Genomic DNA, 24,090 nt, shown 5'->3' with positions numbered 1-24,090 from the left:
CGTCAAACCCGGAGCCCTGTGATACAATAGATATATATACATATTCATCACGGAGGAACAAGTTGAAGCTTTTAACACTCACAGAATATTGTCTTATGATTTTCTTTACCGGGGTTTTTCTGGCCGTCACAGGCTTTACCGCACGTGACATCGGCTTGTACGTCGGAATCGCCCTCATTTATACGTTTTCGCATCTCTTTTCAGAACGGATGCTTGAAAAACGCGGCAAAGAGAAGCAGCAGGTGAATCTTTTTTTCAGCGTTCTGGCCATTGTCGGATCAGTGCTGGCCACGGTAATGTTCATCGCCATCGCCGCCTCGTTTGCCAAATAAAAAACGCCTGCTGTCCAAATCGGGCAGCGCGGCGTTTTTATTTTGTCTGACGCATATCATGAAACGGGAAGAACACAAACTTCGAGGTGCCGACGATCCGGTTTTCGGCAATTAAACCGAGTCCGTTCCGGCTGTCCATTGAGTTCAGCCGATTGTCGCCCATGACGAAGTATTTGCCTTTCGGAACCTTTACGGGGCCGAAATCTCCCGTCAGGTTGACTCCCAGTTTTTTCGCTTCTTTTTTATTGCTCGCGAGGTACGGTTCTGCGATTTTTTTGCCGTTTATATAAAGCGTGTCATTTTTCATTTCCACCGTTTCTCCAGGTTTTCCGATGAGCCGCTTTACATAATGGACTTTCGATGTATCGCCGTTAATAATGACGATGTCCCCCCGCTCGATTTCTCCGATATAATTGACGCTTTTGTTGACAAACAGCCTTTCACCGTCATGTAATGTCGGGTACATTGATGATCCTTCCACTAAGTACGGTTCAAACAGGAAATGGCGGATTAACAGCGCAAGTGCGACTGCTATGATGATGGCCTTTCCCCATTCCCAATATGTGTTGGATTTTCTTTTTACCGATTTTTCAGAAGTAGGTTTTTGTTCTTCAGTCAACGTGGTTCCTCCTAGACGATCACTGTTTCAGTTCATGTACCATCTTTACTTTATCATAACTCATCATAAAATACATAACGCTTCTATGCGTACATGATTGAAAAAAGCGCCCGTAAAGGACGCTTTTTGCTTATTTCTCTGCAACCGGTTTTTTGACGATTCCCAAGATAACCGCCGTTACAATCGCTCCGATCACGATGCTCATTAAGTACAGCAGCGGATGGTTCGTAATGAATGCAACGAATATTCCTCCGTGCGGTGCAGGAAGCGTTACCCGGAAAAACTCTGTCAACCCGCCCGCTACCGCAGAACCGACAACGGCTGCAGGGATGACGCGAAGCGGATCAGCCGCTGCAAACGGGATGGCGCCTTCTGTAACGAAAGCTGCTCCCATGAAGTAGCACGTAATACCGGCTTCACGGTCACGTTTAGAGAATTTGTGTTTAAAGAATGTAGTCGCCAGTGCGATTCCAAGCGGCGGAGCCATTCCGCCCGCCATGATGGCCGCATGCGGTGCATAGTTTCCGGCATCGATCATCGCAATTCCGAAAGTGAACGCCGCTTTATTAAGCGGGCCGCCCATGTCGATAGCCATCATACCGCCTAAAATAATACCCATTAAAACAAGGTTTCCGGTTCCAAGGCTTTCAAGCCAATTTGTTAAGAAATTCATGAACGCTGCGACAGGTGTGTTTATGACAAATTGCATCAGAACTCCTGTGATAAAAATACCGAGCAGCGGATAAATCAATACAGGTTTTAATCCGTCAAGAGTCTGAGGAATAAAGACAAACAGCTTTTTCAAAAGGACTACGACATAACCGGCTAAGAATCCGGCAATCAGTCCGCCCAAGAATCCGGCATTCGCCTGCGTAGCCATAAATCCGCCGACCATACCCGGCGCAAATCCCGGACGGTCCGCAATACTCATTGCAATGAATCCGGCAAGAACGGCAACGATCAGTTTTAACGCATTATCGCCGCCGATAAAGTTCAGCGCTGCGGCAAACGTGTTGTATGTCGGGTCTTTCGGATCAGCTGAATGAATTCCCCAGAAGAATGAAATCGCAACGAGAATTCCGCCGCCGACGACAAATGGCAGCATGTTGCTGACACCGCTCATTAAGTGTTTATAGAAAGTACTTCCGATGCTTGTGCCTGATTTCTGTTTCGGGCCGTCTTCATTTGAAGCGGAAGATCCTCCGCCGCTGCCCTCGTAAATCGGCGCATCTTGGTTAACGGCTTTTTCAATCAGTTCCTGAGGACGTCTGATACCGGCCGTTACAGGCACTTGAAGAACATGTTTGCCTTTAAAGCGTTCCATTTCAACCTGTTTATCAGCCGCCACGATAATCGCAGGCGCGTCTTCAATTTCTTGAGCCGTCAGCTTATGTTTGATACCGCTTGAGCCGTTTGTCTCGACTTTAATGTCAACGCCGAGCTCTTTCGCTTTTTCCTTCAGTGCGTCAGCTGCCATAAACGTATGGGCGATACCTGTCGGACATGCCGTAACGGCAAGGATTTTGCCTTTTCCTGACGGCGCTGCCTGTTCTTCCTGCTCTTCTTCTTCCTCATCGTCATCTTTGTCATGCTGATTGATGATGTCAATGATCGCATCTTCTGATTCAGCTTCAAGAAGCTGTTTGCGGATTTCCTCACGCATGAGAAGCGTTGAAAGTCTTGATAATGCCTCAAGGTGCGTATTATTCGCTCCTTCGGTTGCCGCAATCATAAAGACCAGGTGTGCCGGCTGACCGTCTAATGATTCATAATCCACACCATCTTTTGAACGGCCGAATGCGATGGCCGGGTTAATGACGCTCGCCGTCTTCGCATGAGGAATGGCAATGCCTTCGCCGATTCCCGTCGAGCTTTGGCTTTCACGATTTAAAATGGCTGCTTTGTAAGCCTCTCTGTCATTTAATCTGCCGGCTTTGTCAAGCACTGTCACCATTTCATCGATAACGTTTTCTTTCTCTTTGCTTTCTATATTGAGATGAATTGTATCTCTTGTTAACAGCTCAGTTATCTTCACTTTTCTTTCCTCCTCTATAGACGTGTGACTTTAACTTCAGGAAGAAGCTGCTGTACAAACTCTTCAGTTCCGAGTTCTTCAGAAAATGCCGTCGCGCTTCCGGAAGCAACTCCTAAACGGAACGCATCTTCCAAAGGCAGCTGTTTTGAAATTCCCGCAAGGAATCCCGCGACGACGGAATCACCCGCGCCTACCGAATTGACAAGCTTTCCTTTAGGAACATTGGCGAGGAAAACCGCCTCTTTCGTAAATAAAAGCGCACCGTCGCCAGCCATCGAAACAATCGCGTGTTCAGCGCCTTGTTCAATCAATTTTTTACCGTAAGGAACGGCAGCTTCGGCTGAATCAATGACCGTATTGAACATTTCCCCAAGCTCATGATGATTCGGCTTCATCAAAAACGGTTTCATTTCTGTCGCTTTCATCAGCGCTTCACCGGAGATGTCCACCACTACCCGGGCATTCTGCTTTCTGCATGCCTCAGCAATTTTTTCATACGTGTTATGCGGCAGGGAAGAAGGAATGCTTCCCGCTAAAACGACGATGTCTCCCTCTTCCAGAGCGGAGAACTGTTCTAAAAAGGCATTGAACACTTCGTCTGAAATCGTCGGGCCCTGTCCGTTAATTTCCGTTTCATCGCCCGTTTTCAGTTTTACATTTATACGCGTGTCTTCATCCACCTCAGAAAAAGCCGTTTCCAGACCTTCCTGCTGCAAAAATGACGTGATATAATTTCCGGTAAATCCGCCGACAAACCCCAATGCTTTTGACGGCACATGGTGTCTTTTCAGTAATCTCGAAACGTTGATGCCTTTTCCGCCGGGATACTTCGTGTCATAGCTGGAACGGTTTAAACCGCCTACTGCAAAATCTTCAACGTGAACGATATAGTCAACAGACGGATTGAGGGTTACAGTGTAAATCATGGTTTCACTACCTTTACGACAGTTTTTTCTTGGTAATTATCGAATGCAAGTTCTTCAGCTTCAGTGGTAATGATAGCGGCATCGCCCAAGGCCGCGAACGCTGCGAAAGAAATCTCGCCGAATTTAGAAGGATCGGCTAAAACATACGCATTTTTCGCCTGTCTCACAGCCTTTGTCTTCAGAAGAGCCTCATCCGGATCGGGTGTTGTAAAGCCGGCTTCAATGTGCACGCCGTTCACCCCGAGGAAGCTTTTGTCAAAACGGTACTGGCTGACCGCCGTTAATGAGGCGCCGCCGATCATCGCACCTGTTCTATGCTTCACATATCCTCCGAGAAGATAAAAGGGAATCCCTTTCCTTATTAAAGCGTCGATATGCATAACTCCGTTTGTGACAACCACAATGTCCTTAGATGGATCTATAAAATCAATCATGTGCAATGTAGTTGTTCCCGCATCAAGATAAATACAGTCACCTTCTTCTAATAAAGATGCCGCTTCTTCTGCGATCTTCAGTTTACCCTGAAGGTTTTTGGAGGATTTTTCAAGCATATCGGGTTCTTGCCTGCTGTTGGAAAGTTTAGACGCCCCGCCGTGAACGCGCTTTAAAAATCCGCGCTCTTCGAGTGTTGATAAATCTCTTCTGATCGTTGATTCAGAAGCATTTGTCATGCTTATCAGCTCTTGAATCTTCACCACATCACGCTTTTCAATCTGATCAATAATAAGCTGATACCTTTCAGGAGTGAGCATATTCCGCCTCCTTTGGAAACGTATTCATTTCGGCTGCAAGATAATTGTAAACGCTTTTTTTACTTCTAGCAACTAAAATCACTCAAATTCATTCAATAACTATCAAAATCTTTCACATTTGTTCATATTAACGTATGTACATAGGGTTTGTAAACTGTAAATTCGACAAAAAGGGGGACAATTGTATGACATTTTCTTTTTATCATAAATGAAAAAAGTCTATTATATTCATTCAATCATTAAAACACAAAAAAACCCCATGCAGACTGCATGGGGCGCCGGTTATTCATACCTTAATGCTTCAATCGGATCTAAGCGTGATGCTTTGTTGGCGGGCAGCATGCCGAAAATGACACCGATCAGCATACTGAACAGCACACCGATACAAACCACCTGCCAGGAAACGAGCGACGGCCAGCCTGCGATAAGGGAAACGAGTGATGCTCCCCCGTAGCCGAGACAGATTCCGATTAAGCCGCCGATTAATGTAAGCACAACAGATTCAATTAAGAATTGTGTCAGAATCTGTCCTCTCGTGGCACCGAGCGATTTGCGGATGCCGATTTCTCTTGTCCGTTCCGTCACTGATACGAGCATAATATTCATGACCCCGATCCCGCCGACAACGAGAGAAATACCGGCGATCGAACCGATGATCGTCGTCATGACGGTCGTGACCTGGCCGATTCCCGCCGCGATTTCTTCCATATTCATGACTTGATAGGCCTCTTTTGTACCGTGATTGTCATTTAAGAGACGGGCCGCTTCTTTTCCTGTTGATTTGATTTGATCAGCTGACTCCGTCTGAACGGAAACGTTGCTGTAGTCGTTAGTACCGAAAGACGTTTTCAGCATGTTGAACGGCACATACATTTCACTGAGTCCTAACGATAAAAAGCCGCTCTCTTCTTTCAGTACGCCGATTACTTCAACGGGCTGTCCGCCGGCCCAGACGATTTTTCCGAGCGGAGACGTTTTCCCGAACAGCTTTTCAGCCATTTTTTTCGAGATGATTCCTGCTCTTTTCCCGGAAAGAAAATCATTATCCGTAAATGTCCGTCCATCTTGAACGTCCAGCTTTTTTACGTCCATGTAGCCGCTGTTAATGCCGTTCAGCGTAATATCCGTGTCTTCTTCATGGTAACGGGCCGTCATGGATTTTACCGCGGAAGCGACAACCTGCTTTACGCCGTCCACTCCTTTTAATCCATTAATATCTTCTTCTGTAAAACTCGCTTCCTGTAAGGCGTTCGGATTGGCTGTTAATTCTTCATCACTGGGCATGTAAAACAATTCAATCGTATTGCCCGGCCCGCTGATGGATTGCTTCAGCATTTGCTCTCCGCCCTGGCCGACAGCCACAACAACAATTACTGAACCGACGCCGATAATGATTCCGAGCATTGTCAGAATCGATCTCAGCTTGTGAGCTCTTACGGAACTGAGGGCCATCCGGAGATTTTCTAACAGGCTCATTCCCCCACTCTCCTCTGCTCAGCATCGCGGGAAACGATCATGCCGTCACGGACGAAAATCACTCTGTTTGTACAGTCCGCCACTTCAGGCTCATGAGTGACGAGCACCACGGTCACGCCCTCTGCATTAAGCTCTGTGAACTGCTCCATAATGGAAATGCTTGTTTTCGTATCCAGTGCGCCGGTCGGTTCATCAGCTAAAATGAGCTTCGGTTCGTTCACAATGGCTCTTGCAATCGCGACACGCTGCTTCTGGCCGCCTGACAGCTCATTCGGCATGTGACGCATCCGATCCGCCAAACCGACTTTTTCCAGCGCGTGCTCAGCCCGTTCCTCACGCTCTTTTTTGCCGATACCGGCGTAGATCATGGGGAGTTCGACATTTTTTCTTGCATTCAATCGCGGCAGCAGCTGAAACTGCTGAAAGACAAATCCGATTGATTTGTTCCGGACCGCCGCAAGCTCTTTTTCAGTGCATGAAGAAACATCTTCGCCCGCAAGCCTGTAACTGCCGGACGTCGGTCTGTCCAGACAGCCGATGATATTCATGATCGTAGATTTTCCCGATCCCGACGGTCCCATAATTGACACATATTCTCCTTCTTCAATCGTCAAGTCAATTGAACGAAGAACATCAAACGTCTCCTTGCCGATCTGATAGCTTTTTTTCACCTTTGAAAGCTGAATCATCTATGCTTTCACATCCGTTCCGTCAGTCAAACCGTCAGCCGGATTCAGAATGACTTTATCATCCTTTGAAAGCCCCTCTTTTATCTCCGTAAGCTGATTTGCGGTATCGCCGACTTTAACTTTCACGCGTTTGGCCTTCCCGTCTTTTACCGTAAAGACCCAGTGCTCATCTCCGTCTTTTTTGACTGCGGAGGACGGCAGCGTATCGGCTTTCCGTTTGTCGGTTTCAATGTTCATAATTAATTTAAATCCCGGTTTGCCTTCCGGAAGGTTTCCGATCAGCTTAACCTGAAACGGATACTGGACGGCTTGTTCCGTGCTTTCCCCCGAAGCAGCGCTTGACTTTTGATCAGGAACGAGGCCGACAGCCGCCACTCTCCCTTTCCACGTTTTACCTGGAATGGCGTCTGAGGTAATTGTAACGCTTTGGCCCTTTTTCACTTTCAGCGTGTCGTATTCGGACAAATTGCCGGCAACGATCAGGTGTTCCGGGTCTCCTATATGTATAACCGGTTCTTGAATATCCGATTTTTTAGAAGCCGCTTCTTGATTTACCGAGATTACCGTCCCGTCCATCTCACTCTTAACATTGAGATTCGCCACCTGATTTTCAAGAGACTGCTTTTGCAAATCAGATTGCTTTAATTCGATTTCCGCCGTTTTTTGCTGAAGCTGCAGATCAGTCCGTTCGGATTCAATTTGTTTTTTGGCTTCCGCTTCTCCCACTTGTTTTGCCAGATCTTGTTCCTTGCTGTTTAATGCTCTGAGTTTTTCTTCAACTTGTTCGATTTGCATCCGTTTTGATTGTTCTGTCAACTCATTTTGTTCTTTATCAAGATTGAGCTGCTCATTTGTATACGTGACTAACGACGACCCTTTTTTTACTTTGTCGCCTTCTTTTACTTTCACTTTATCAAGAGTTCCTTTATCCGCTTCATAAAAAACATACTGTTCTTTAGAGAATTTAAGTGTTCCCGGAACCATAACCGTAGAGGAGATTTCTCTGTTTTCCATGGTTCCGGTTTCGATTTTTTTCCCGGCGCTGCCGCCCGCGGGAGCGGCAGACTTATAAATATTGATACCGATGAATACTGCAACAATTACGGCGATGCCGATTCCGATCCAAATTTTTTTCATGTTATACACCTGCTGTCACTGAACTTAACAGTCCTCCGACTGCCGAAACTAAAAGCATAATAACAAACAGGACAATCGCGGAAGTCCAGGCCGCTTTTTTCGAAATGCCGCCTGTATAGCGAAGTCCCAAAGCGAGCAGAATATAGCTCCAGATGCTGAAAATGTCGAACGCGCTTAAAAAGACCGCGACGCCGTCTCCGGCCGGTATGACACTCGCCAAAGATGTTACGGCATACAATGAGCCCGCACCGGTAAAATAAGTAACAAGACCGTTAATAACTAAGCCGATATTGGTAATAAATGCCGTAAACAGACTGAGTGAGAGCATTTTTTTGTAAGTTGTCACGCCGCCTGAAATTTTAACGCACAGCCAGTAAATGAGCGGAACGATAAACAGAGCGATAATGCCCCCGAAGATTCCTCCGAACATCGAGCCGAATTTAGCGAAGGTTTTGGTCATTTCAATCTGATCATCCGTCAAACCGTCAAGAGATGAGCTGTTCAGCACTTCTTCATAATTCATCCCAAGCCCGCGCAAAATACTGCCGGCCGCGATAAGAATGATGACAATCAGGAGAGGAATGCCGATGACCGGCTTTTCTTTTAATCTTTTAAACTGCACAACAGGACTTGTAATGACGCCGAAAATTGACGGCTTTTCCGTTACTGCCGTATTGCTTTTTTCCAGGTTTGGTTCCATATTGCTGATGCCTCCTATGTATTATTCTGTTTATACGTACGCTTTAGGCTGAGAGAAGTTTCAATTTTTTTGCCGTTTGCGTATTTATGCTAAATTGTAACACAAATTCTCAGCTTTACGTTCCATAATTATGTAAAAAAAAGCATTGTCAGATCCGTGCGACGGGATGCTCAAAGCCTTGTGAAGGCACTGTCTTCAGCCTATTCATGCAGTCAAAACCAGCTCAATCGCAAATCCCTTTAAATCCCATTTAAATATTCTCTGGAATTCAGCGCCTATATACAAAAAAGCCGGATGGCAATGATGCACATCCGGCTCTTTTTTCACCCTCCGCTTACAGGAGGGATAAAGGCAATGGTATCACCTTCTGTTACGATGCTGTTGTCTTTTACATATGTTTCATTGATTGCGATCATGGCATTGTCAATCGTCTGAAGTCCGTACCGTTCCTTTAACAGTGTTTTTACAGCAGACGCCGCCGTCTCTTTTTCGTCAAGTTCAATGACCGGTGTTCCCGCCTGCTCCGCAAGCCCGGCAAACAATAATACTTTAATCATCGCGATTCCCCTTTATGCAAATCCGGTTTTCCGTTCGGATAGGGCGTTGTTTCCAGCTGATCGCCTATCCATTCTTCGCCGTCTTCCCAGATTTCTTTTTTCCATATCGGCACAATCTGTTTTATCCGTTCAATTGCATATTCATTCGCCTCATATGCCGCCTTTCTGTGCGGTGAAGACACGGCGATTACGACCGCTGCTTCTCCGATATCAAGGACGCCGACACGGTGAGTGATTGCAGCTTCGGCTCCTTCCCATTTCGCGCTGATTTCATCGCCGATTTGAGAAAGCATTTGAACAGCCATCGGTTCATACGCTTCATATTCGAGACGCACCGTCCGCCGTCCGGCAGTCCACTCTCTGACCGTGCCGATAAACGTTGTGATGGCGCCGGCTTCACGCTTTTCAACTTTTTTTACGATATTTTCCGCAATGATAGGTTCCCTTGTAATTTGAAAACGTTCCATTTATGCAGATTCCCCTTTCAGCTGCGAAAGCACAAACATCATGGCAGCCGGATCGTCCGCATGGAATACGGGCATGCCTGCATCTGCCGGCATATGCTCCGTATTTCTGCTGACAACCGCGATCACGCGCTCCAAATGCTTCAGCTTTTGCCAATCTTCGCTGTCTTTGATCATAATGATTTTCGGATGCGGCGCATGTTTAAATCCCTCTATGAGAAGACCGTCAATTCCCAGACATTCATACAGACTGATCAAACCCGCCAGATCCCATTTTTTTCGCGCCGTAAGCTGCAGGACGCCGTCCCCTTCTACTGCCGTAACCGCGGCTCCGGCTTTTGAAAAACGCTCCGAGTCTTTTCCGTCAGAAAAAGGTTCCGGTTCTCCGCCGTGTCCGTGATGTTTTAAACATCCAATATCGCACTCTTTCGGCGCCGCTTTCAGCACACGTTCAATAAACGTTGTTTTACCGCTGTTTTGAAAACCTACGATCTGGACGATCGGGAAAGAATTGACCACGGCCATTCACTTCCATTCTCATCACGGATGAGGAGCACGTGAACCGTCCGGCCCGCTTCATATCCCCTCGTTCCTCCCGGCAGAAGGATAAACGCGTTTGCTTCGGCTAGAGATGTGACTGAGCTTGATTTGTCGAGACCGACCGGTGACGCCATCATCTTTCCGTCCTTATGATAAACAAATGCCCTCACAAATCTCGTAAACGGATTCGGTTTCGGAAAGTCGTTTGTTAACACGGCTTCCGCCCATCCGGAATGAGGTTTTTCATTCAGAAGCCACGTCTGAATCATCGGTTTGACAAACAGGGTGAATCCGACATAACATGCGGACGGATTGCCTGAAAGGCCGAACAGCAGCATGTCATCGGCCCGGGCGACAGTTGTCACGCTTCCCGGGCGCATTGCCACTTTGTTAAAAAGAACTTCCGCTCCGAGCTTATTATAAATGTCTGGAAGAAAATCAAAATCGCCGACTGACACGCCGCCGGTCGTGATCAGAAAATCAACTTTTTTCATAGCTTCCTTCACCGCATCATAGCTGTCATCAAAATCATCGGAGATTTTCCCTAAGTTCAGCGGCACCGCGCCCGCTTCAATGACCTGGGCATACACCATCGCAGCGTTGCTGTTGCGGATTTTCCCCGGCTCAAGCGGATCGCTGACATGAAGAAGCTCGGTCCCCGTTGCGATAATGCCGACAACCGGCTTTCTGACCACGGGAACGGAAGCATAGCCGAAGGTTGCTAAAAGAGCGGTTACGCCCGGCGTGATTTTCGTCCCTTTTTTTAATAGCGAGCTGCCCTTTTTCGTATCTTCTCCTTGATATGAAATATTATCGCCCGCATGGAAAGGGCGTTTCACTGACATGTAATTCGTCCCGTTTTCAGAAAACGTTTTTGTCAGCTCAAGCATCACTACGGCATCCGCGCCTTTTGGAATCTGCGCCCCCGTCATAATGCGGACCGCTTCATAAGGGCCGAGTTTTTTTTCCGATACGGCGCCGGCTCCGATATGGTCAATGACTTCAAAGGTGACGGCATTGTCACGGGAAGCCGTTTTTGAATCGCTCGCCCTGATGGCAAACCCGTCATACGGGGAACGGTTAAAGGCCGGCACATCATGATCCGCCTTAACATCCTCCGCCAAATAGCGGTGGAGACTGTCCTCAAGCGCCACCCATTCGGTATCCCCCTGTTTTTTATACCGGCTCACCCGGCGGACTGCTTCGTCCACCTGAATCGGCGTTCTTTTTTCAAGCATAGCAATATCTCCCCTTCCTACAGTCCGATCACCCTGGCCAGAACTGAATTTGCTTCTTTTATATCGTTTGTACCGTGAATCAAAGCCCGTCCGTCCTGAAAAATAACGATTCTGAAGCGCTCATACGCCATGTGCAGCAGAAATTCATTTACTTCCACTTTACCGATCTGCTTCAGACGTTTGACAAGCTCTTCTTTATCCAGCCTCTTTAAGGCTTCCGATCTGATTTGAACGGTGTCTCTCCCGCACAGCACGCTTGCTTTCGGCCTGTTTTCAGGCTGCAGATACGGATATACGGGCTCCGCGCCGCAGGAAGGGCAATGATCCCGTTTGATCTGATCCACATTTATGCTCATATTGGTGTTATTCCACACGTCAAACGTGAAAAAGCGCCGATTTACCGCCGCATGATTTCCTGTCAGCAATTTCAGCGCCTCAGCCTGCTGATAAGCAGAGACGATATGAACCGCCGGAGGTATGATACCTGCTGTATCACATGTCGCTCCGCCCACGGGCATTTGCTCAAACAGGCAGGATAAACACGGCGTAACCCCCGGAATAATCGTCATGCACATTCCCTGACTGCTGACACAGGCCCCGTAAATCCAAGGTGTTTTCGTTTTCAGCGCCAGATCATTGATGACCATTCTCGTTTCAAAATTATCTGTCGCATCCACGATGCAATCCGCTTGTTCGATCAGCGGTTCGAGCGTTTCCGCCGTACCTTCCGCCGCGTAAGCATCGATATGTATATCACTGTTTACCGCCAAAAGACGCGCCTTGGCCGCCATTGCTTTCGGCAGGCGCTGTCTCGCGTCTTCTTCTGTATACAGCTGCTGTCTTTGTAAATTGCTCCATTCCACATAATCCCGGTCAATAATCGCCATACGGCCCGCTCCGGCTCTTGCCAGGCCCTCTGCCGCGGCTGTTCCGAGAGCTCCGGCTCCGACAATCAGGACACTGCTGTCAGCCAGCGCCTGCTGCCCTTTTTCCCCTATCGGCTTAAATCTTGTCTGCCGCGAATAGCGCTCTTCCATCTGTGTTGTCCCCTTGCATTTTTATTTCCATCATACCATGTTTCTTCCCGATCAGTCCTGATTTGAAGACTCGACATGCGCCAAAAGTCTGGTGTAATCGTCCTGTGTGTTGATATTAGCGAACTCCTCCGGACCGGCGCCGATGTCTTCAGCCTGCACATAACAGACAGACAGCCGTTTCAGCGTGTCTGTCATTTTCAGTTTGTTTTGTGTCAGCTGATCAAAAAGCACATCCTGCACCCGTTTATGGTAAACCGCCAAGAGGGGCTGCTCTCTGTTTTTACAAACCGGTATGACAGCGTCCAGATTTCCCGTCAGCTTCATTTCAAGCGCAGCCATCGTTTTTCTTGTCACGAGCGGCGTGTCACAGGATATGACCGTATATGTTTCGCCTTCCGTTTGTTTCATTGCCGTATATATGCCGGCAAGCGGGCCCATTTCCCGAAACCGCGGCTCATCGGCCAAAACATGCCGCTCTCTGTTTGATAAGAACTTTTTTATATGCTCAGGGCGGCTGATAATTACCGTTTCTCCGCCGCCGAAGGCTTTTTTCGCCTGTTCATAAAACATGCCGCCCTTCCACTTTGCAAAAGCTTTCGGTTCTCCGAATCTTCGGGAAGCTCCCCCTGCTAATATTACATTCACCCGTTTCATGTCATCTCTCTCCCATTCTATATAAAAGCATAGCAAACGCCTCAGCCGAAATACAATATTACGGTGCTTGTCTGTTTAATTAAGAGGAATAGCCGTTGATCCTTTCCCATATTGTAGTGTTAACATCATGAGGGAGATGGTTCTTATGAAAATATCCGGTCCGTTTTTCCACGACACTTCTCAAGAGAACCTTTACTTGAAATCCGAACTTTCCAGATGCAGAAAATTAATTTCAGAATTTGAAGCAAGCTACTTCCATCAAAAAAATAATAAGCTTCAGGAAGAAAACGCCAATATTAAAGAGCGGCTTCACAAGCTTTCTGACGAATTGGAAGCCATGGCTCAAAAACACAAACAGACAAGTGACACGGAACGTTCTTTGCATGAAATCAGAGCCGGGCTGCTCGATAAAATCGTCATTCTGCAAGAACTGCTTCAGCAGGAAACGTTTCGGCGGAAAAATGAGATGGAAGAAAAGCACCGTCTGCATCTTACAAATGTAAAATTTGAAGAAGAAAATAAAAACTTACATACCCGCATCCGCTCACTTGAGACCGCCATTCAAACTGAACGGACTTCTCACGAAGATATGAAACAGCGTTATCATGCCGCTGCAGACGAAAATACCCGGCTCCAAACACAAATGATAGAAAAAGAATACCAGCTTAAACATATTAAAATAGAAATTAATCATATGAGAGATCGAATACTAGAAACAAAAGAACGGCTTGTAGAAATAGAAAAAACGAAAGAAAAGTTATTTCAAGAAACCATTCTTTCGTATAAACGGCAGCTGGACGAAAGTGATGCTTGGATTGCCGGCCATTTTGCTGATATTGACAGCCGCACGGCGGAACCGGCGGAACAAGCTCTGGAAATCCCTTCTGTTTCCAAAGAGACTGTTCAGGCAGAAGACTTGCTTAAAGCCGTTACCGAACAAGTCATCTCCCTGCAAAAACAATTTGTACAATCAGAGTCCCGCGATCAGTCGTTTGATGAAAAACTGGATGCGTTGAAAGAACGTGCTGACGGCGAAAAGCCTTTCCAAAAATATGTCGTCAAGCTTGAAAAAAAGCCTGGAAAAGAGGCGTCACTTCCGCAGAATAAGCGGGAAAGCGCAAAAAAACTGCTTGAGTAACGCAAGCAGTTTTTACTGTTTTATTCAGCAGCCGTATCATTTGCCGTTTCTGCTGTTTCCTGAGAAATTTCTCCCTCAAGAATATATTGGCCGCGGTATGGTTTTTTCACTTCCGGATACATTTTAATTAAGCTTTGCATAAATGTTGTCATATTAGGAATTTCAAGGCCGCTTTCCTTTTCAATTTCCTTTTGCAGTTCGGAACTTTTAATCGCTGCATTGTGGCGTTTCAATGTTTTAATCGCTGCTTCGCGCAGTTTTGCCGCTTTTGATCCCGGTCTCGCCGTCCCTCTTCTTCTTCTTGTAGAACCGTCTGGAATGCCGGCAGGAAGAGACGTAATAGACTGCATCTGCGGCTGGGAGGATTGAGGCTGTGCCTGCGGCTTTTGATAGCTTCTCATTTCCTGTGCTGCAAGCTCTGCAAGCACCGGGAGAGAGTCACTTTTTTTCTCCGGACGAAACTCTTTTTTTGTATCGGACAGGCTGCCTGTATTGTCTAATTCTCTCAGTTTTGCATATATTTTATCACGTTCTATTTGATATTCACGAATGACTTTTACCTCTGCTTCGTTCAATTGTTCTAAACGTAAGCGCAGCGCTTCTCTTTCATTAAACATGTGTAAAACCCCCTGTCAAAAATTTAAACGCTTTTATTAAGATATTAGATTACAAAAGTAATTTTATCAACTATTATTTTATCATTTTACTATTTTATTTACTCTATGAAAAATTGCTTATTTTCTGAAAATGGTACTTTATATACAAAAATCCCTTATCATATAGGGGATTCTGGACAAAGTTCCAATTTATTCAACCATTTCAAAATATAACTTGAAATTACTTGTTTAATGAAAATTAGCGTGATATCTACAATTTTCGACTATAATATGTAAAAGATAATGATATCGATAAAACAAGCGGTACAGCGTGTTTACGGCTGTTTCTCTTATTTTAAAGCCGCACATGCCATATTGGAATTTTTTATCCAATAGGCACAAAAAAACCCTGTTACCTAAACGGCAAAGGGTTTGCAGAACCGAGACAATAGTCCGACGGAGATTGTCCCGATTACTCAGAAGCCTGCTCCGTTTCTGAAAGTACTCGGCTGACACGTTTTTCAAGCATTTTCATCCCGCCTCCTCCCGCTTGAAAATGGCGGAGCTGTCCGGTTTTATCGAAAAGGTAATAAGCCGGCACATATTCATTTTCACATGCTTCAGTCAGCGTATAATCGCTGTCGACGTAAATCGGCTGAGAGATATCGTGTTCAGCCGCTGTTTTCTTGATTTTCTCAAGGTCAAGATCGTCTTCGGAACGGGGCATGTGAACGGCCACCACATTCAGCTGATCTTTATATTTATCACGAAATTCGTTCATCTCAGGCATCGCTTCTTTACACATGCGGCAGCTGGCGGACCAGAAGTGAATCAGTGCCGGCTTTCCGCCGACCAGCTGTTCCTTCGTGACTTCTCTGTTAATCCATGCTTTAGCGCCTGTCAATTCAGGCATTTGCTGACGTAATTTCATCTTATTTCCCTCCTTATGAAAAAGGTTTTTTGCCGGGGCTTTCAGTTCCGCCGGGCAACGTTCTCCTGTTTTCCCTCCAAAGGATATGATTTGGCTGAATCACCATGTTAAAATGAGTGTGGCGATTCCTTAGTTCATATCTTCACAAAAATGATGATATTGAAACCGGGCAATATGAACAAATCATAAATGAAATAACTGGTTTCTATTAAAAGGTTTATCTTATTTTAAAAACGGGTATATCACTTTTAGCTTTTTCTGCAATAGACTTGAAAGGAAGACACACTATGATTGATTTAAAACACTTTGACTGGGCCGGGCTTCTCACATCTGCCGGGATTTTCATCATAAAGCTGGCTCTCATTATTTTAGCGTACTTTATTTTCCGGACGGCAGGAAAAAAGCTGATCAAGCATCTGTTTCAGAAATTCGAGCAACAAAACAACCTCTCCACAGGCCGCGCTTATACTTTGCGAAGCCTCGCGCTTAATGTATATGGATACATCCTGATTTTCGTTTTTATCGTAATGATTTTGGATTTATTTCACTACAATCCGAGCGCTCTCATTGCCGGCGCCGGCGTGGTCGGTCTCGCAGTCGGCTTCGGGGCTCAGGGGCTTGTCAGTGACATCGTCACCGGATTTTTTATCCTTTTGGAAAAACAGATCGACGTCGGCGATTATATTACGGTTGCCGGCTACAGCGGCATTGTCGAGCAGGTCGGTCTCCGTACGACGCAAATCCGGAGCTTTGACGGCACGCTTCACTATCTTCCCAACCGGGGCATTACGAATGTGAGCAACCATTCCCGCGGAACGATGCAGGCGCTTGTCGATATTAAAGTGCCGCTTGAAAAAAATCTTGATGAAACCATTCAAATCCTGCAAACCGCGTGTGACAAAGCAGCCGCTGAGCTCCCGCAGATTAAGGAAGGGCCAGACGTCATCGGGGTTCAGGATTTAAGCTCGTCAGAAATGGTGATCAGAATCATTGCCAAAACAGAAAATATGGAGCAATGGCGGGTTGAACGCGTACTGCGGAGAGAAATGAAAATCGCGCTCGACCGTTTTAAAAACGCCGCTTCCGCCGAATAGAAAAACCGAAGCGTAAGCTTCGGTTTTTTCTTTTTAATGAAATTTTTTTTCCACTTCGCTGCAGATTTCGTCGGCGGTCATTCCGGAAGCCGTAATGACGGGAGCCTGAGTTGACGTATCGGCAATTCCTTGGACATTGCTGTCAAGTCCGGTTACGACACAGCAGTCACAATTCTTCGCATCCTCAGGAGTCTTCATCATCACTACGTCATATCCCTTTTGTTTTAACGCCTGTTCTACATCCGATAAAGATTGTTCAATTCCAATTTTTTTCGTCATATTGAACACCTCCGTTATGTAGAATGCTCAATTTTTGTTAGATTATTCTTCTTTTCGGATTTAATTGGCATACTTCGAAAAATATCCGACCATGACATTTACCGCGGTTTCCATCGCATCTTCATCCGGGTTCAGCTTGGCGTGATGAAGCCCGTGGGATGAATCGGCCCCCAGCCAGAACATAAAGCCGGGATATTTTTTCAGCATATATCCGAAATCTTCTCCGGTCATCGCTTCTTTCGCCGTTCTCACTTCAGCAAGCTGATGATCGCTGACAAATTGCATAAATTCTTCGGTCAGGCCGCTTGTATTATAAACTTGATGATAAATGGACGGATACGTGACTTTTCCTTTGCATCGGAAGCCGATTTCAATTCCTTTGACAAGCTCTTCAATCCGCTTTTTCACCATACGCATTGATTCCTCGGAAAGCGTCCGGATAGTTCCCTCCAGATGAGCATGCTCTGCGATGATATTTTGCGCCGTGCCCCCCGTAATCGTTCCGACAGTTATCACAGCGCTGTCAAGCGGATCCGTATTTCTGGATATGACCGTTTGCAGCTGCGTGACAAGCGTGCTCGCGGCGACGACCATGTCGTCTGCTGTATGCGGATATGCCGCATGCCCGCCTTTCCCCTCAAGATCGATGACGAGTTCGCTCGTATTGGCAAACAGCAATCCGCTTTTGGTGGAAATTGTGCCTACAGGAAGCTCAGGTGCTATATGGAGAGCGGTAATCAAATCCGGCGTCCATTTTTTCAGCACATCGCTTTCAAGCATCGGTTCCGCTCCGCCCGGTCCTTCTTCAGCCGGCTGGAATAAAAAGAGCAGATCATGTTTGACGGGATGATGGACAAAATGATCAATAATGCCGAGCGCGATGGTCATGTGCATATCGTGGCCGCATGCGTGCATAAAACCGGGGTGTTCAGATGCAAACGGAAGCCCCGTCTGCTCTTCAATCGACAGAGCGTCTATATCCGCTCTGTAGGCGAGCATTTTTTCCGGAGCCGTGCCGTTGACTTTGACAAAGATGCCGGTTCTCCAAGTTTCGATTTCAATTCTTTCCTCCGGATATTGGTTCAATAGATTCAGCAGGTACTGTTGGGTTTTATATTCCTGAAAGCCGATCTCCGGAATGCGGTGCAGATCTCTTCGGATGGCAATGAGCCGCTCTTTTTCCATATGTATTCCTCCTTGAGATAAGAATAAGGCGTGGATTTTATCATCCACGCCCATTCTATCAAACCATTCCTTACAGCTGGCGTAATTCCTGTTTGATTTCTGTTTTGCCTTTTGTTTTTTCATCAATATCTTTGATTTTTTTCGCAGGTGTTCCCGCTACAACGGTATATGGCTCGACGTCATTTACAACGATGGCTCCGGCAGCGACAACCGCGCCTTTACCGATTGTTACGCCTTCAAGCACAACCGCATTTGCGCCAATCACAACGTCGTCTTCCACGACTACAGGCTTAGCGCTAGGCGGCTCAATAACGCCCGCTAATACAGAACCCGCTCCGATGTGGCAGTTTTTGCCGACAGTCGCACGTCCGCCGAGAACAACGTTCATATCAATCATCGTACCTTCGCCGATGACTGAACCGATATTAATAGACGCACCCATCATGATAACGGCATTGTCGCCGATTTCGACTTGGTCGCGGATAATAGCGCCGGGCTCGATTCTCGCTTTAACATCTTTTAAATCAAGCATCGGGATCGCAGAGTTGCGGCGGTCATTTTCAATGACGTAATCCTCAATTTTGTCTTTGTTTTCTTCGATTGCGCTTTTAATTTCAGCCCACTCGCCAAAAACGACGCCGGATTGGCCGTTCAGGAATGTTTTAGCGGAATCGCCAAAGCTGATTCCTTCAAGATCGCCTTTTACATACACTTTTACAGGCGTTGATTTTGTACTATTTTGAATAAATGAAATAATTTCATTTGCATCCATCATTTTCATATGTATTGTCCTCCTCTGATTTTCTACCTCATTACTGTAACAAAGGAAGGATACAAAGACAAGAAAAAAAGGAACAAGCCTTTATTCTGCCGGCTGGCTGCACAGCGCGGCAAACTGTCTTCCGAATTCCCGGAGCTCTTCTTCCTCACTGCCCTCAGGGTTGTTTTCAATTTTGACCGACGGCAGCACCACCCGCCCGCCGCGGGTTTTGATTACTTTTTCCAATTCGTCAACCGCCCCGCAAAAAAACTCATAGGACGTATCTCCGGAACCGAACAAAGCAAATGTTTTTCCCGTAAACTCCAGGTTTTCCATATCTTCAGCAATATCGAGCATTTCATCAGGAAGATCCCCGTCTCCCCACGTATATGTGCCTAATAAAATATACTCGTAATCATTAAAAAGTTCGGCATGAAGATCCATCGCTTCATATCTGTCTACGGATGCTTGTGCTTCGATCAGCCCTTTTTCAATTAAATCCGCCATCGCCTCGGTGTTTCCTGACATTGTAGCGTAAACAAGCAATACATTCCCCATCTTCGTCTCTCCTTTATGCATAAAAACTAATGTGCGAGCCGTACCGCCTCATACGGTCTGACAAACTTACTTTCGTAAAGGCCCGCGCAAAAAAAGTTTTCTTCCCGGTTGGCCACCCGCCATCCGTGACCGCGGATCGTATCAAACCACTTTAATTCACCGGCGGCGAGATCAGCTTGATAAATACGCGAAAATCCGTTTTCGTCCTGTGACGATGTGACATAAATAATCCCGTTATCCTCAGAAACGTCGAGAAATGATTTTTCCCGTACGGCGGGCCCGGCTGTAATGGCAAACTCCTCTTGCGTCCGCACGTTTCGGACGGCAACCTCGCCCCGTTCTCCCTTTGCCGCGCCCTTTACTGCAATGAGCCAGTCATTCTGATACATCATCATTGAAGCCGTCATGCGCTGCCTTTCGCGGCTTATACGCCGGATGCGTTCTTCCTTCAGATCATACGCCCAAATGCCGCCATGATTCATATGAATCCGGGTGCCGATATAAATCGTCTGACCGTGTAAACAAAGCGAACGGATGACAGGCGGCTCCTTTAATTGTGAAAAGGGCTTAGCCACATGCCAAGTGACGCCGAAATCATCAGATAAGTAGAGGCAGTATGTGCCGTGGGCACAGACAAACCCGTTATTCCGCCCGGCAACGGCCCATACGGAGGCGCTGGTCGGAAACCGGGACGCCGTCCAAGTCTTTCCCTGATCGGCTGATCTGAGGACGGCGCCTTTTTCTCCAGCCGCGAATATGTAGGGCCCTATGTAAGTCAGCACATGAATTCTGCTTTTCACTTGGAACAGTCTTTTCCAGCCTTCTTCCGCCGAAAAATGAAAAATACCTTCGCCTTTCACTGCGACAAAAAATCCCGAAGATACTGATGCCATGACAGCCGTCGCGCCTTTATGAAACATGGCACCGGTCTCCGTGGTGAGCGGCCCATGCAAGAAAACCGCGGACAAATTCTTTGCAGCATTCTTGATCTTCAGCCGTCTCGGGCGCCAGCTCAATTTTCAGCGTTTCCGGATATAAATTGGCTCCGGCCTGTTCAAACGCATCGCAAAACAGCGTGACCGCTTCGCAAAACTTCGGGTAGGCGTGATCGCCTGAACCGAAACAGGCCGTTTTCAGTCCGTTGAGCTGGCTGTGCAGAATATCTTCGTAAAAATCTTCCGCTTCGTAAGGAAGATCACCGTCCCCCCATGTGTACGTGCCGACAAAAACATAATCATACGCTTCGAGAGAATCCGCATCTGCTTCGTCCATGTCGAGACAGTCAACTGCTATCTGATGCCCGCTCAGTGTTTCTTTTATAATGCCGGCAATATCCTCTGTATTCCCCGACATGCTTGCGTATATCATTAATGCTTTCTGCATATGATCACCTCGTAATTGATAATGATTTTCATTAACATATATAACACTTTAAATGATAATGATTTTCATTGTCAATAAAAAATAAAAAAAAGACAGCATGATTGCTGTCTTTCTAAAATGGGCGTTCCTGCTTCAGCATATCTTTAATGACAGAAACAAAAGCCTGCACTTGTTTTAATTCAAATGCCGGCTCATATCCGAGCAGCCATGTGTCACGGCCGATCGGATGGTCCTTTGTATCAAGCAGGGGCATTTTATTTACTTTGTCTTCCTCTTCCAAGGTGACTGACGGCAGAATGGCATAACCGATCCCGTGCAGCGCCATCTGCTTGCACGTTTCAATCTGATCGACAAGGATGGTCTGTTTCGGCGAGGTTTTGAATTTTTGATGCCACCAATGCTGAATTTCCTGAAAATATGTACTGTCACTTTTGAATTGGATAAACGGCCGATCGGTATGGGCTATATCATCAATACAGGAAATTTCCGTATCAACCAAATATAAATGATCGGTCATTAAATAATCTTTCCGGCCTTTCCATTCAGGATTTCCCCGGATAATGCCGATATGTACCTGATCTTCATACAGACTTTTCAGCATTTCGCTGCTCCACCCTGTAATGAGAGAGACCTTTGCATTCGGATAACGCTCCACATATGTTTTTAACACTTTCGGAAGCCAGTGCTGCCCGATAATGGAGGCGACGGCAAGCTTTAATGTGCCGTGAATCTCACCCTCAAGTTCATCAATGTTTTCTCTGATTCTTTCTTGCCGATCCGTGACGTCATTTGCAAATTGTATGATTTTTTCTCCTGCCGGCGTTACCGTAAGTCCTTTTTGAGATCTTAGAAAGATCTTTGTTCCCCAGGCTTTTTCAATGGTCTGCAATCGCTGGGACAGAGCCGGCTGTGACACGAATAACCGTTCGGCAGCCTTCCTCATGTTTAATTCCTCAGCTAAAACTACGAGCATATGAAGCTCTTGAAGCTGCATGTCGTCCTCCTTTTCAATGCCTTTCGTATTTCTTATCTACCATTCTAATAAAATAAAGGCTGCCGAGGCAAGCGCCACTCATATGTATGCGTTTTCTTTTTCCGGCATGCAAAAGAACAAATAGGCTGATCGTGCGAGCCTACTTATTCAATGATCTGATATGACTGCTCAACTGTTTTAACACGACTCTTCTCGTGAAAATGCCTTCAAAGACGCCTTCATCATTTTCAACGCAGACAAAGCCGTTGTTAATGACCATGCTGAACCCTTTGATAATCGGATCATTGATGTGGAGACGGGGAATGTCTTTCAGCATGACTTCCTCAACCGTAATTTGGTCCAGCTTCTCAAACTCGATCCGTTCAAGTCCGAAAATGCTGTTCATAATCATATTTGTCCCGATCAAACCGTGCAGACGGTACGAAGCGTCGAGGACGGGAATGGCGGTATAGCCGGTTTTCGTCAGCACTAATAGAGCATGTTCAAGGTTGTTTCCGACTTGAACGTGCGCCACTTTATCCGCCTCGATCATAAATTGTCCGACTGTTGCATCAAGAAGCTGATCTGATTGTAAGCTAATCATGTCACTTCGACCCCTTTACATTTTTCATCAAAGCATGTATTCCCTATATTGCAATAATATAAACATTATCATTTTTTGTCGAAAAGTTTCCGTCAATAAAAAAGATACTCTTTGCAATCGAGTATCAATTTATAGGCCGCTGATTAATTTTCGTTCCGAAAACGGTCATAGAGCGTTACGAGTTTTTTATAAGTGGTTCCATCGACGCTTTTTGACCCTGCTTCTATATCGTTGATTTCGCTGGTCAAAAGCTCAATGGCATATTCTTGATTGATCAGGATATTCAGCAGAAGTTTCTGTTCTTCTTCCGTAAATCGTTCACCGATAAGACTCATACGTAATCAGGCCCCCTATTTTTAACTGAATACCTCCGAAAGCAATGTGAAATTTGCTTTCAGCTCTACCGCTAGAATAAGTAAACAGAAAAAAATCGTCAACCGCATAATTCGACATTTTGCGGATTCTGTATGAAATATTATTTTGTGTAACGATTGGCATAACTGAATGCTGTGCAGGAATCGGGCTTGATTTTCGCTTCAATGCCCATCGAGGTAATGCGGCCGGTCATTTCTTGTATCAATTCTTTTGTCAGCCCTTTTTGACCGATATCCAGATGCACTTCAAATGAAAGATCCGCCCCTTCGTCCGCAAAAGGCAAGAGCAAATCTGTCAGTTCCATAAGACGGCCGTCGAGGATATGCGCAGCCATCTCCTGGCTGAACGCGGTTTCCAGCGAAATTTTTTCGTGAAGGCTATGTATCGGTCTTGCAAGATCATGATTTTTCAAACAGCCCCAAGCTCCCTTGCCTGTACGGTGCAAGTGTATAGCCGTAATAAACTTTGTGAAGTCGCGGTAAACTTGTGAATCAGTCCCTACAGACAGCACGTATGCTGAACGGGGGTCTTTATTGACAAAGCGTTTCAGCCGCTCCGTCACGTCTTGAAAGGTCATCTGTGCCTCAGAAAGATTATAAAACAGAAAAGAATCAGCCATGTACGGACACTCCTCTTTCCAGAGTCTACAACCAAACGAACAAGCACGTTCCTTTGCATAATTTAATAAAGCTCCGCTTGCGGAAGACCGGAAGCTTGGTCAGCCTGAAAAATCAAATCAAATTACTGAAGGAGCTCAAAAATTTCAATAGAAATCATGTCAATGTTATCAAACGGATATGTGTTAGGTTTTTCACCTTTTTGGAAAACCGTCAGTTCAAACGTTTGATTTTTTTCGAAATATTTAACACTGCAAATTTTTTCGCCGTTAACTTCAAAATAACGCTGCATCGGCTCGTTAGCCGCTTCCGCTGTTTCTTGCAGACTTTGCAGCCGCGTGATGATACCCATTAATTGTGACATTCTAAAAAAAGACTCCTTTCAAAAAACAACTTCAAATCAACAAGTATTTATTATAATACAAGTTCTACAGAGCATCA

30 protein-coding genes are annotated in these 24,090 nt (G+C 46.0%); 3 read left to right on the top strand and 27 right to left on the bottom strand.

Annotated features, from left to right (window positions below; genetic code table 11):
- Window positions 1-62: 62 nt before the first annotated feature.
- On the top strand, window positions 63-332 hold the full coding sequence (locus AC1RRX_RS06165; RefSeq protein ID WP_144463977.1) for a hypothetical protein: 270 nt from the start codon (window positions 63-65) through the stop codon (window positions 330-332).
- A 37-nt stretch (window positions 333-369) separates the two neighbouring features.
- Here the strand turns inward: AC1RRX_RS06165 and sipT are convergent, their stop codons facing one another.
- The 14 genes from sipT to AC1RRX_RS06095 form a co-directional block, all read right to left on the bottom strand.
- A complete protein-coding gene (gene sipT / locus AC1RRX_RS06160) occupies window positions 370-951 on the bottom strand; it encodes a signal peptidase I sipT (RefSeq protein ID WP_003154568.1) in 582 nt (193 codons plus the stop codon).
- 130 nt (window positions 952-1,081) lie between these two features.
- Window positions 1,082-2,986 carry a PTS fructose transporter subunit IIABC gene (locus AC1RRX_RS06155; RefSeq protein ID WP_025284667.1) on the bottom strand — a complete coding sequence of 635 codons (1,905 nt, stop codon included), beginning with the start codon at window positions 2,984-2,986 and terminating at the stop codon, window positions 1,082-1,084.
- Window positions 2,987-3,000: 14 nt separating this feature from the next.
- Window positions 3,001-3,912, bottom strand: coding sequence for a 1-phosphofructokinase (gene pfkB / locus AC1RRX_RS06150; protein WP_003154572.1), 912 nt, complete (start codon window positions 3,910-3,912; stop codon window positions 3,001-3,003).
- Complete coding sequence (locus AC1RRX_RS06145; protein WP_015417380.1) at window positions 3,909-4,664, bottom strand: DeoR/GlpR family DNA-binding transcription regulator; 756 nt, start codon at window positions 4,662-4,664, stop codon at window positions 3,909-3,911. Before AC1RRX_RS06145 ends, pfkB begins: the two co-directional genes overlap by 4 nt.
- Window positions 4,665-4,946: 282 nt before the next feature.
- Entirely contained in the window at window positions 4,947-6,140 is a 1,194-nt protein-coding gene (locus AC1RRX_RS06140; protein WP_015417379.1) for an ABC transporter permease, read from the bottom strand.
- Window positions 6,137-6,829 (bottom strand): ABC transporter ATP-binding protein, encoded by a 693-nt coding sequence (locus tag AC1RRX_RS06135; protein ID WP_007409637.1) that lies wholly within the window; start codon window positions 6,827-6,829, stop codon window positions 6,137-6,139. Before AC1RRX_RS06135 ends, AC1RRX_RS06140 begins: the two co-directional genes overlap by 4 nt.
- The gene (locus AC1RRX_RS06130) at window positions 6,830-7,966 is read right to left on the bottom strand and encodes an efflux RND transporter periplasmic adaptor subunit (protein WP_012117453.1); all 1,137 of its coding nucleotides are present in this window, start codon (window positions 7,964-7,966) and stop codon (window positions 6,830-6,832) included.
- Window position 7,967: 1 nt separating this feature from the next.
- Entirely contained in the window at window positions 7,968-8,666 is a 699-nt protein-coding gene (gene yknW / locus AC1RRX_RS06125) for a YknW family membrane protein (RefSeq protein WP_015417378.1), read from the bottom strand.
- A 323-nt stretch (window positions 8,667-8,989) separates the two neighbouring features.
- The gene (moaD, locus tag AC1RRX_RS06120; protein WP_007409633.1) at window positions 8,990-9,223 is read right to left on the bottom strand and encodes a molybdopterin converting factor subunit 1; all 234 of its coding nucleotides are present in this window, start codon (window positions 9,221-9,223) and stop codon (window positions 8,990-8,992) included.
- Complete coding sequence (locus tag AC1RRX_RS06115) at window positions 9,220-9,690, bottom strand: molybdenum cofactor biosynthesis protein MoaE (RefSeq protein ID WP_007409632.1); 471 nt, start codon at window positions 9,688-9,690, stop codon at window positions 9,220-9,222. The genes moaD and AC1RRX_RS06115 overlap by 4 nt, the downstream gene beginning before the upstream one ends.
- A complete protein-coding gene (gene mobB / locus AC1RRX_RS06110; protein WP_007409631.1) occupies window positions 9,691-10,212 on the bottom strand; it encodes a molybdopterin-guanine dinucleotide biosynthesis protein B in 522 nt (173 codons plus the stop codon).
- The gene (locus AC1RRX_RS06105) at window positions 10,173-11,465 is read right to left on the bottom strand and encodes a molybdopterin molybdotransferase MoeA (protein WP_033574615.1); all 1,293 of its coding nucleotides are present in this window, start codon (window positions 11,463-11,465) and stop codon (window positions 10,173-10,175) included. Before AC1RRX_RS06105 ends, mobB begins: the two co-directional genes overlap by 40 nt.
- A gap of 17 nt (window positions 11,466-11,482) precedes the next feature.
- Entirely contained in the window at window positions 11,483-12,502 is a 1,020-nt protein-coding gene (locus tag AC1RRX_RS06100; protein WP_094032403.1) for a molybdopterin-synthase adenylyltransferase MoeB, read from the bottom strand.
- Window positions 12,503-12,553: 51 nt separating this feature from the next.
- Window positions 12,554-13,156 (bottom strand): molybdenum cofactor guanylyltransferase, encoded by a 603-nt coding sequence (locus AC1RRX_RS06095; RefSeq protein WP_094032402.1) that lies wholly within the window; start codon window positions 13,154-13,156, stop codon window positions 12,554-12,556.
- Between the two features lie 145 nt (window positions 13,157-13,301).
- On the opposite strand from AC1RRX_RS06095, the gene AC1RRX_RS06090 reads away from it, so the two are divergent.
- Window positions 13,302-14,294, top strand: coding sequence for a coiled-coil domain-containing protein (locus AC1RRX_RS06090; protein WP_012117448.1), 993 nt, complete (start codon window positions 13,302-13,304; stop codon window positions 14,292-14,294).
- Between the two features lie 20 nt (window positions 14,295-14,314).
- Here AC1RRX_RS06090 and rok read toward each other — a convergent pair whose 3' ends face one another.
- Together rok and AC1RRX_RS06080 are read right to left on the bottom strand one after the other, a co-directional pair.
- Entirely contained in the window at window positions 14,315-14,911 is a 597-nt protein-coding gene (gene rok, locus AC1RRX_RS06085) for a transcriptional regulator Rok (protein WP_012117447.1), read from the bottom strand.
- A 451-nt stretch (window positions 14,912-15,362) separates the two neighbouring features.
- Window positions 15,363-15,821: a redoxin domain-containing protein gene (locus tag AC1RRX_RS06080; RefSeq protein WP_094032401.1), complete on the bottom strand. Its 459-nt coding sequence runs from the start codon at window positions 15,819-15,821 to the stop codon at window positions 15,363-15,365.
- Between the two features lie 287 nt (window positions 15,822-16,108).
- Here AC1RRX_RS06080 and AC1RRX_RS06075 point away from each other — a divergent pair, with 287 nt between their 5' ends.
- Window positions 16,109-16,915, top strand: coding sequence for a mechanosensitive ion channel family protein (locus tag AC1RRX_RS06075; RefSeq protein WP_025649509.1), 807 nt, complete (start codon window positions 16,109-16,111; stop codon window positions 16,913-16,915).
- 33 nt (window positions 16,916-16,948) lie between these two features.
- On the opposite strand, the gene AC1RRX_RS06070 is transcribed toward AC1RRX_RS06075, so the two are convergent.
- The 11 genes from AC1RRX_RS06070 to AC1RRX_RS06020 form a co-directional block, all read right to left on the bottom strand.
- Entirely contained in the window at window positions 16,949-17,194 is a 246-nt protein-coding gene (locus AC1RRX_RS06070; RefSeq protein ID WP_003154596.1) for a YkuS family protein, read from the bottom strand.
- 60 nt (window positions 17,195-17,254) lie between these two features.
- On the bottom strand, window positions 17,255-18,379 hold the full coding sequence (locus tag AC1RRX_RS06065; RefSeq protein ID WP_094032400.1) for an N-acetyldiaminopimelate deacetylase: 1,125 nt from the start codon (window positions 18,377-18,379) through the stop codon (window positions 17,255-17,257).
- 70 nt (window positions 18,380-18,449) lie between these two features.
- Window positions 18,450-19,160: a 2,3,4,5-tetrahydropyridine-2,6-dicarboxylate N-acetyltransferase gene (gene dapD / locus AC1RRX_RS06060; RefSeq protein ID WP_007409623.1), complete on the bottom strand. Its 711-nt coding sequence runs from the start codon at window positions 19,158-19,160 to the stop codon at window positions 18,450-18,452.
- 81 nt (window positions 19,161-19,241) lie between these two features.
- On the bottom strand, window positions 19,242-19,697 hold the full coding sequence (locus AC1RRX_RS06055) for a flavodoxin (protein WP_033574618.1): 456 nt from the start codon (window positions 19,695-19,697) through the stop codon (window positions 19,242-19,244).
- Between the two features lie 26 nt (window positions 19,698-19,723).
- A complete protein-coding gene (locus AC1RRX_RS06050) occupies window positions 19,724-20,617 on the bottom strand; it encodes a WD40/YVTN/BNR-like repeat-containing protein (protein ID WP_094032399.1) in 894 nt (297 codons plus the stop codon).
- Window positions 20,607-21,080 carry a flavodoxin gene (locus AC1RRX_RS06045; RefSeq protein ID WP_012117440.1) on the bottom strand — a complete coding sequence of 158 codons (474 nt, stop codon included), beginning with the start codon at window positions 21,078-21,080 and terminating at the stop codon, window positions 20,607-20,609. The genes AC1RRX_RS06050 and AC1RRX_RS06045 overlap by 11 nt, the downstream gene beginning before the upstream one ends.
- 112 nt (window positions 21,081-21,192) lie before the next feature.
- A complete protein-coding gene (gene ccpC / locus AC1RRX_RS06040) occupies window positions 21,193-22,074 on the bottom strand; it encodes a transcriptional regulator CcpC (protein ID WP_007611101.1) in 882 nt (293 codons plus the stop codon).
- 139 nt (window positions 22,075-22,213) lie between these two features.
- On the bottom strand, window positions 22,214-22,657 hold the full coding sequence (cbpB, locus tag AC1RRX_RS06035; RefSeq protein ID WP_003154608.1) for a cyclic-di-AMP-binding protein CbpB: 444 nt from the start codon (window positions 22,655-22,657) through the stop codon (window positions 22,214-22,216).
- Window positions 22,658-22,800: 143 nt separating this feature from the next.
- Window positions 22,801-22,992, bottom strand: coding sequence for an antirepressor AbbA (gene abbA / locus AC1RRX_RS06030; RefSeq protein ID WP_007409618.1), 192 nt, complete (start codon window positions 22,990-22,992; stop codon window positions 22,801-22,803).
- Window positions 22,993-23,132: 140 nt separating this feature from the next.
- The gene (locus AC1RRX_RS06025; RefSeq protein ID WP_144463978.1) at window positions 23,133-23,651 is read right to left on the bottom strand and encodes a ribonuclease H-like YkuK family protein; all 519 of its coding nucleotides are present in this window, start codon (window positions 23,649-23,651) and stop codon (window positions 23,133-23,135) included.
- 122 nt (window positions 23,652-23,773) lie between these two features.
- Window positions 23,774-24,013 carry a YkuJ family protein gene (locus AC1RRX_RS06020; RefSeq protein WP_003154613.1) on the bottom strand — a complete coding sequence of 80 codons (240 nt, stop codon included), beginning with the start codon at window positions 24,011-24,013 and terminating at the stop codon, window positions 23,774-23,776.
- Window positions 24,014-24,090: the final 77 nt, after the last annotated feature.

Source organism: Bacillus sp. GW821-FHT11D08 (genome assembly GCF_058808515.1).
The sequence above is the reverse complement of the archived record's forward strand: the minus strand, read 5'-3'. Positions and strand labels throughout refer to the sequence as shown.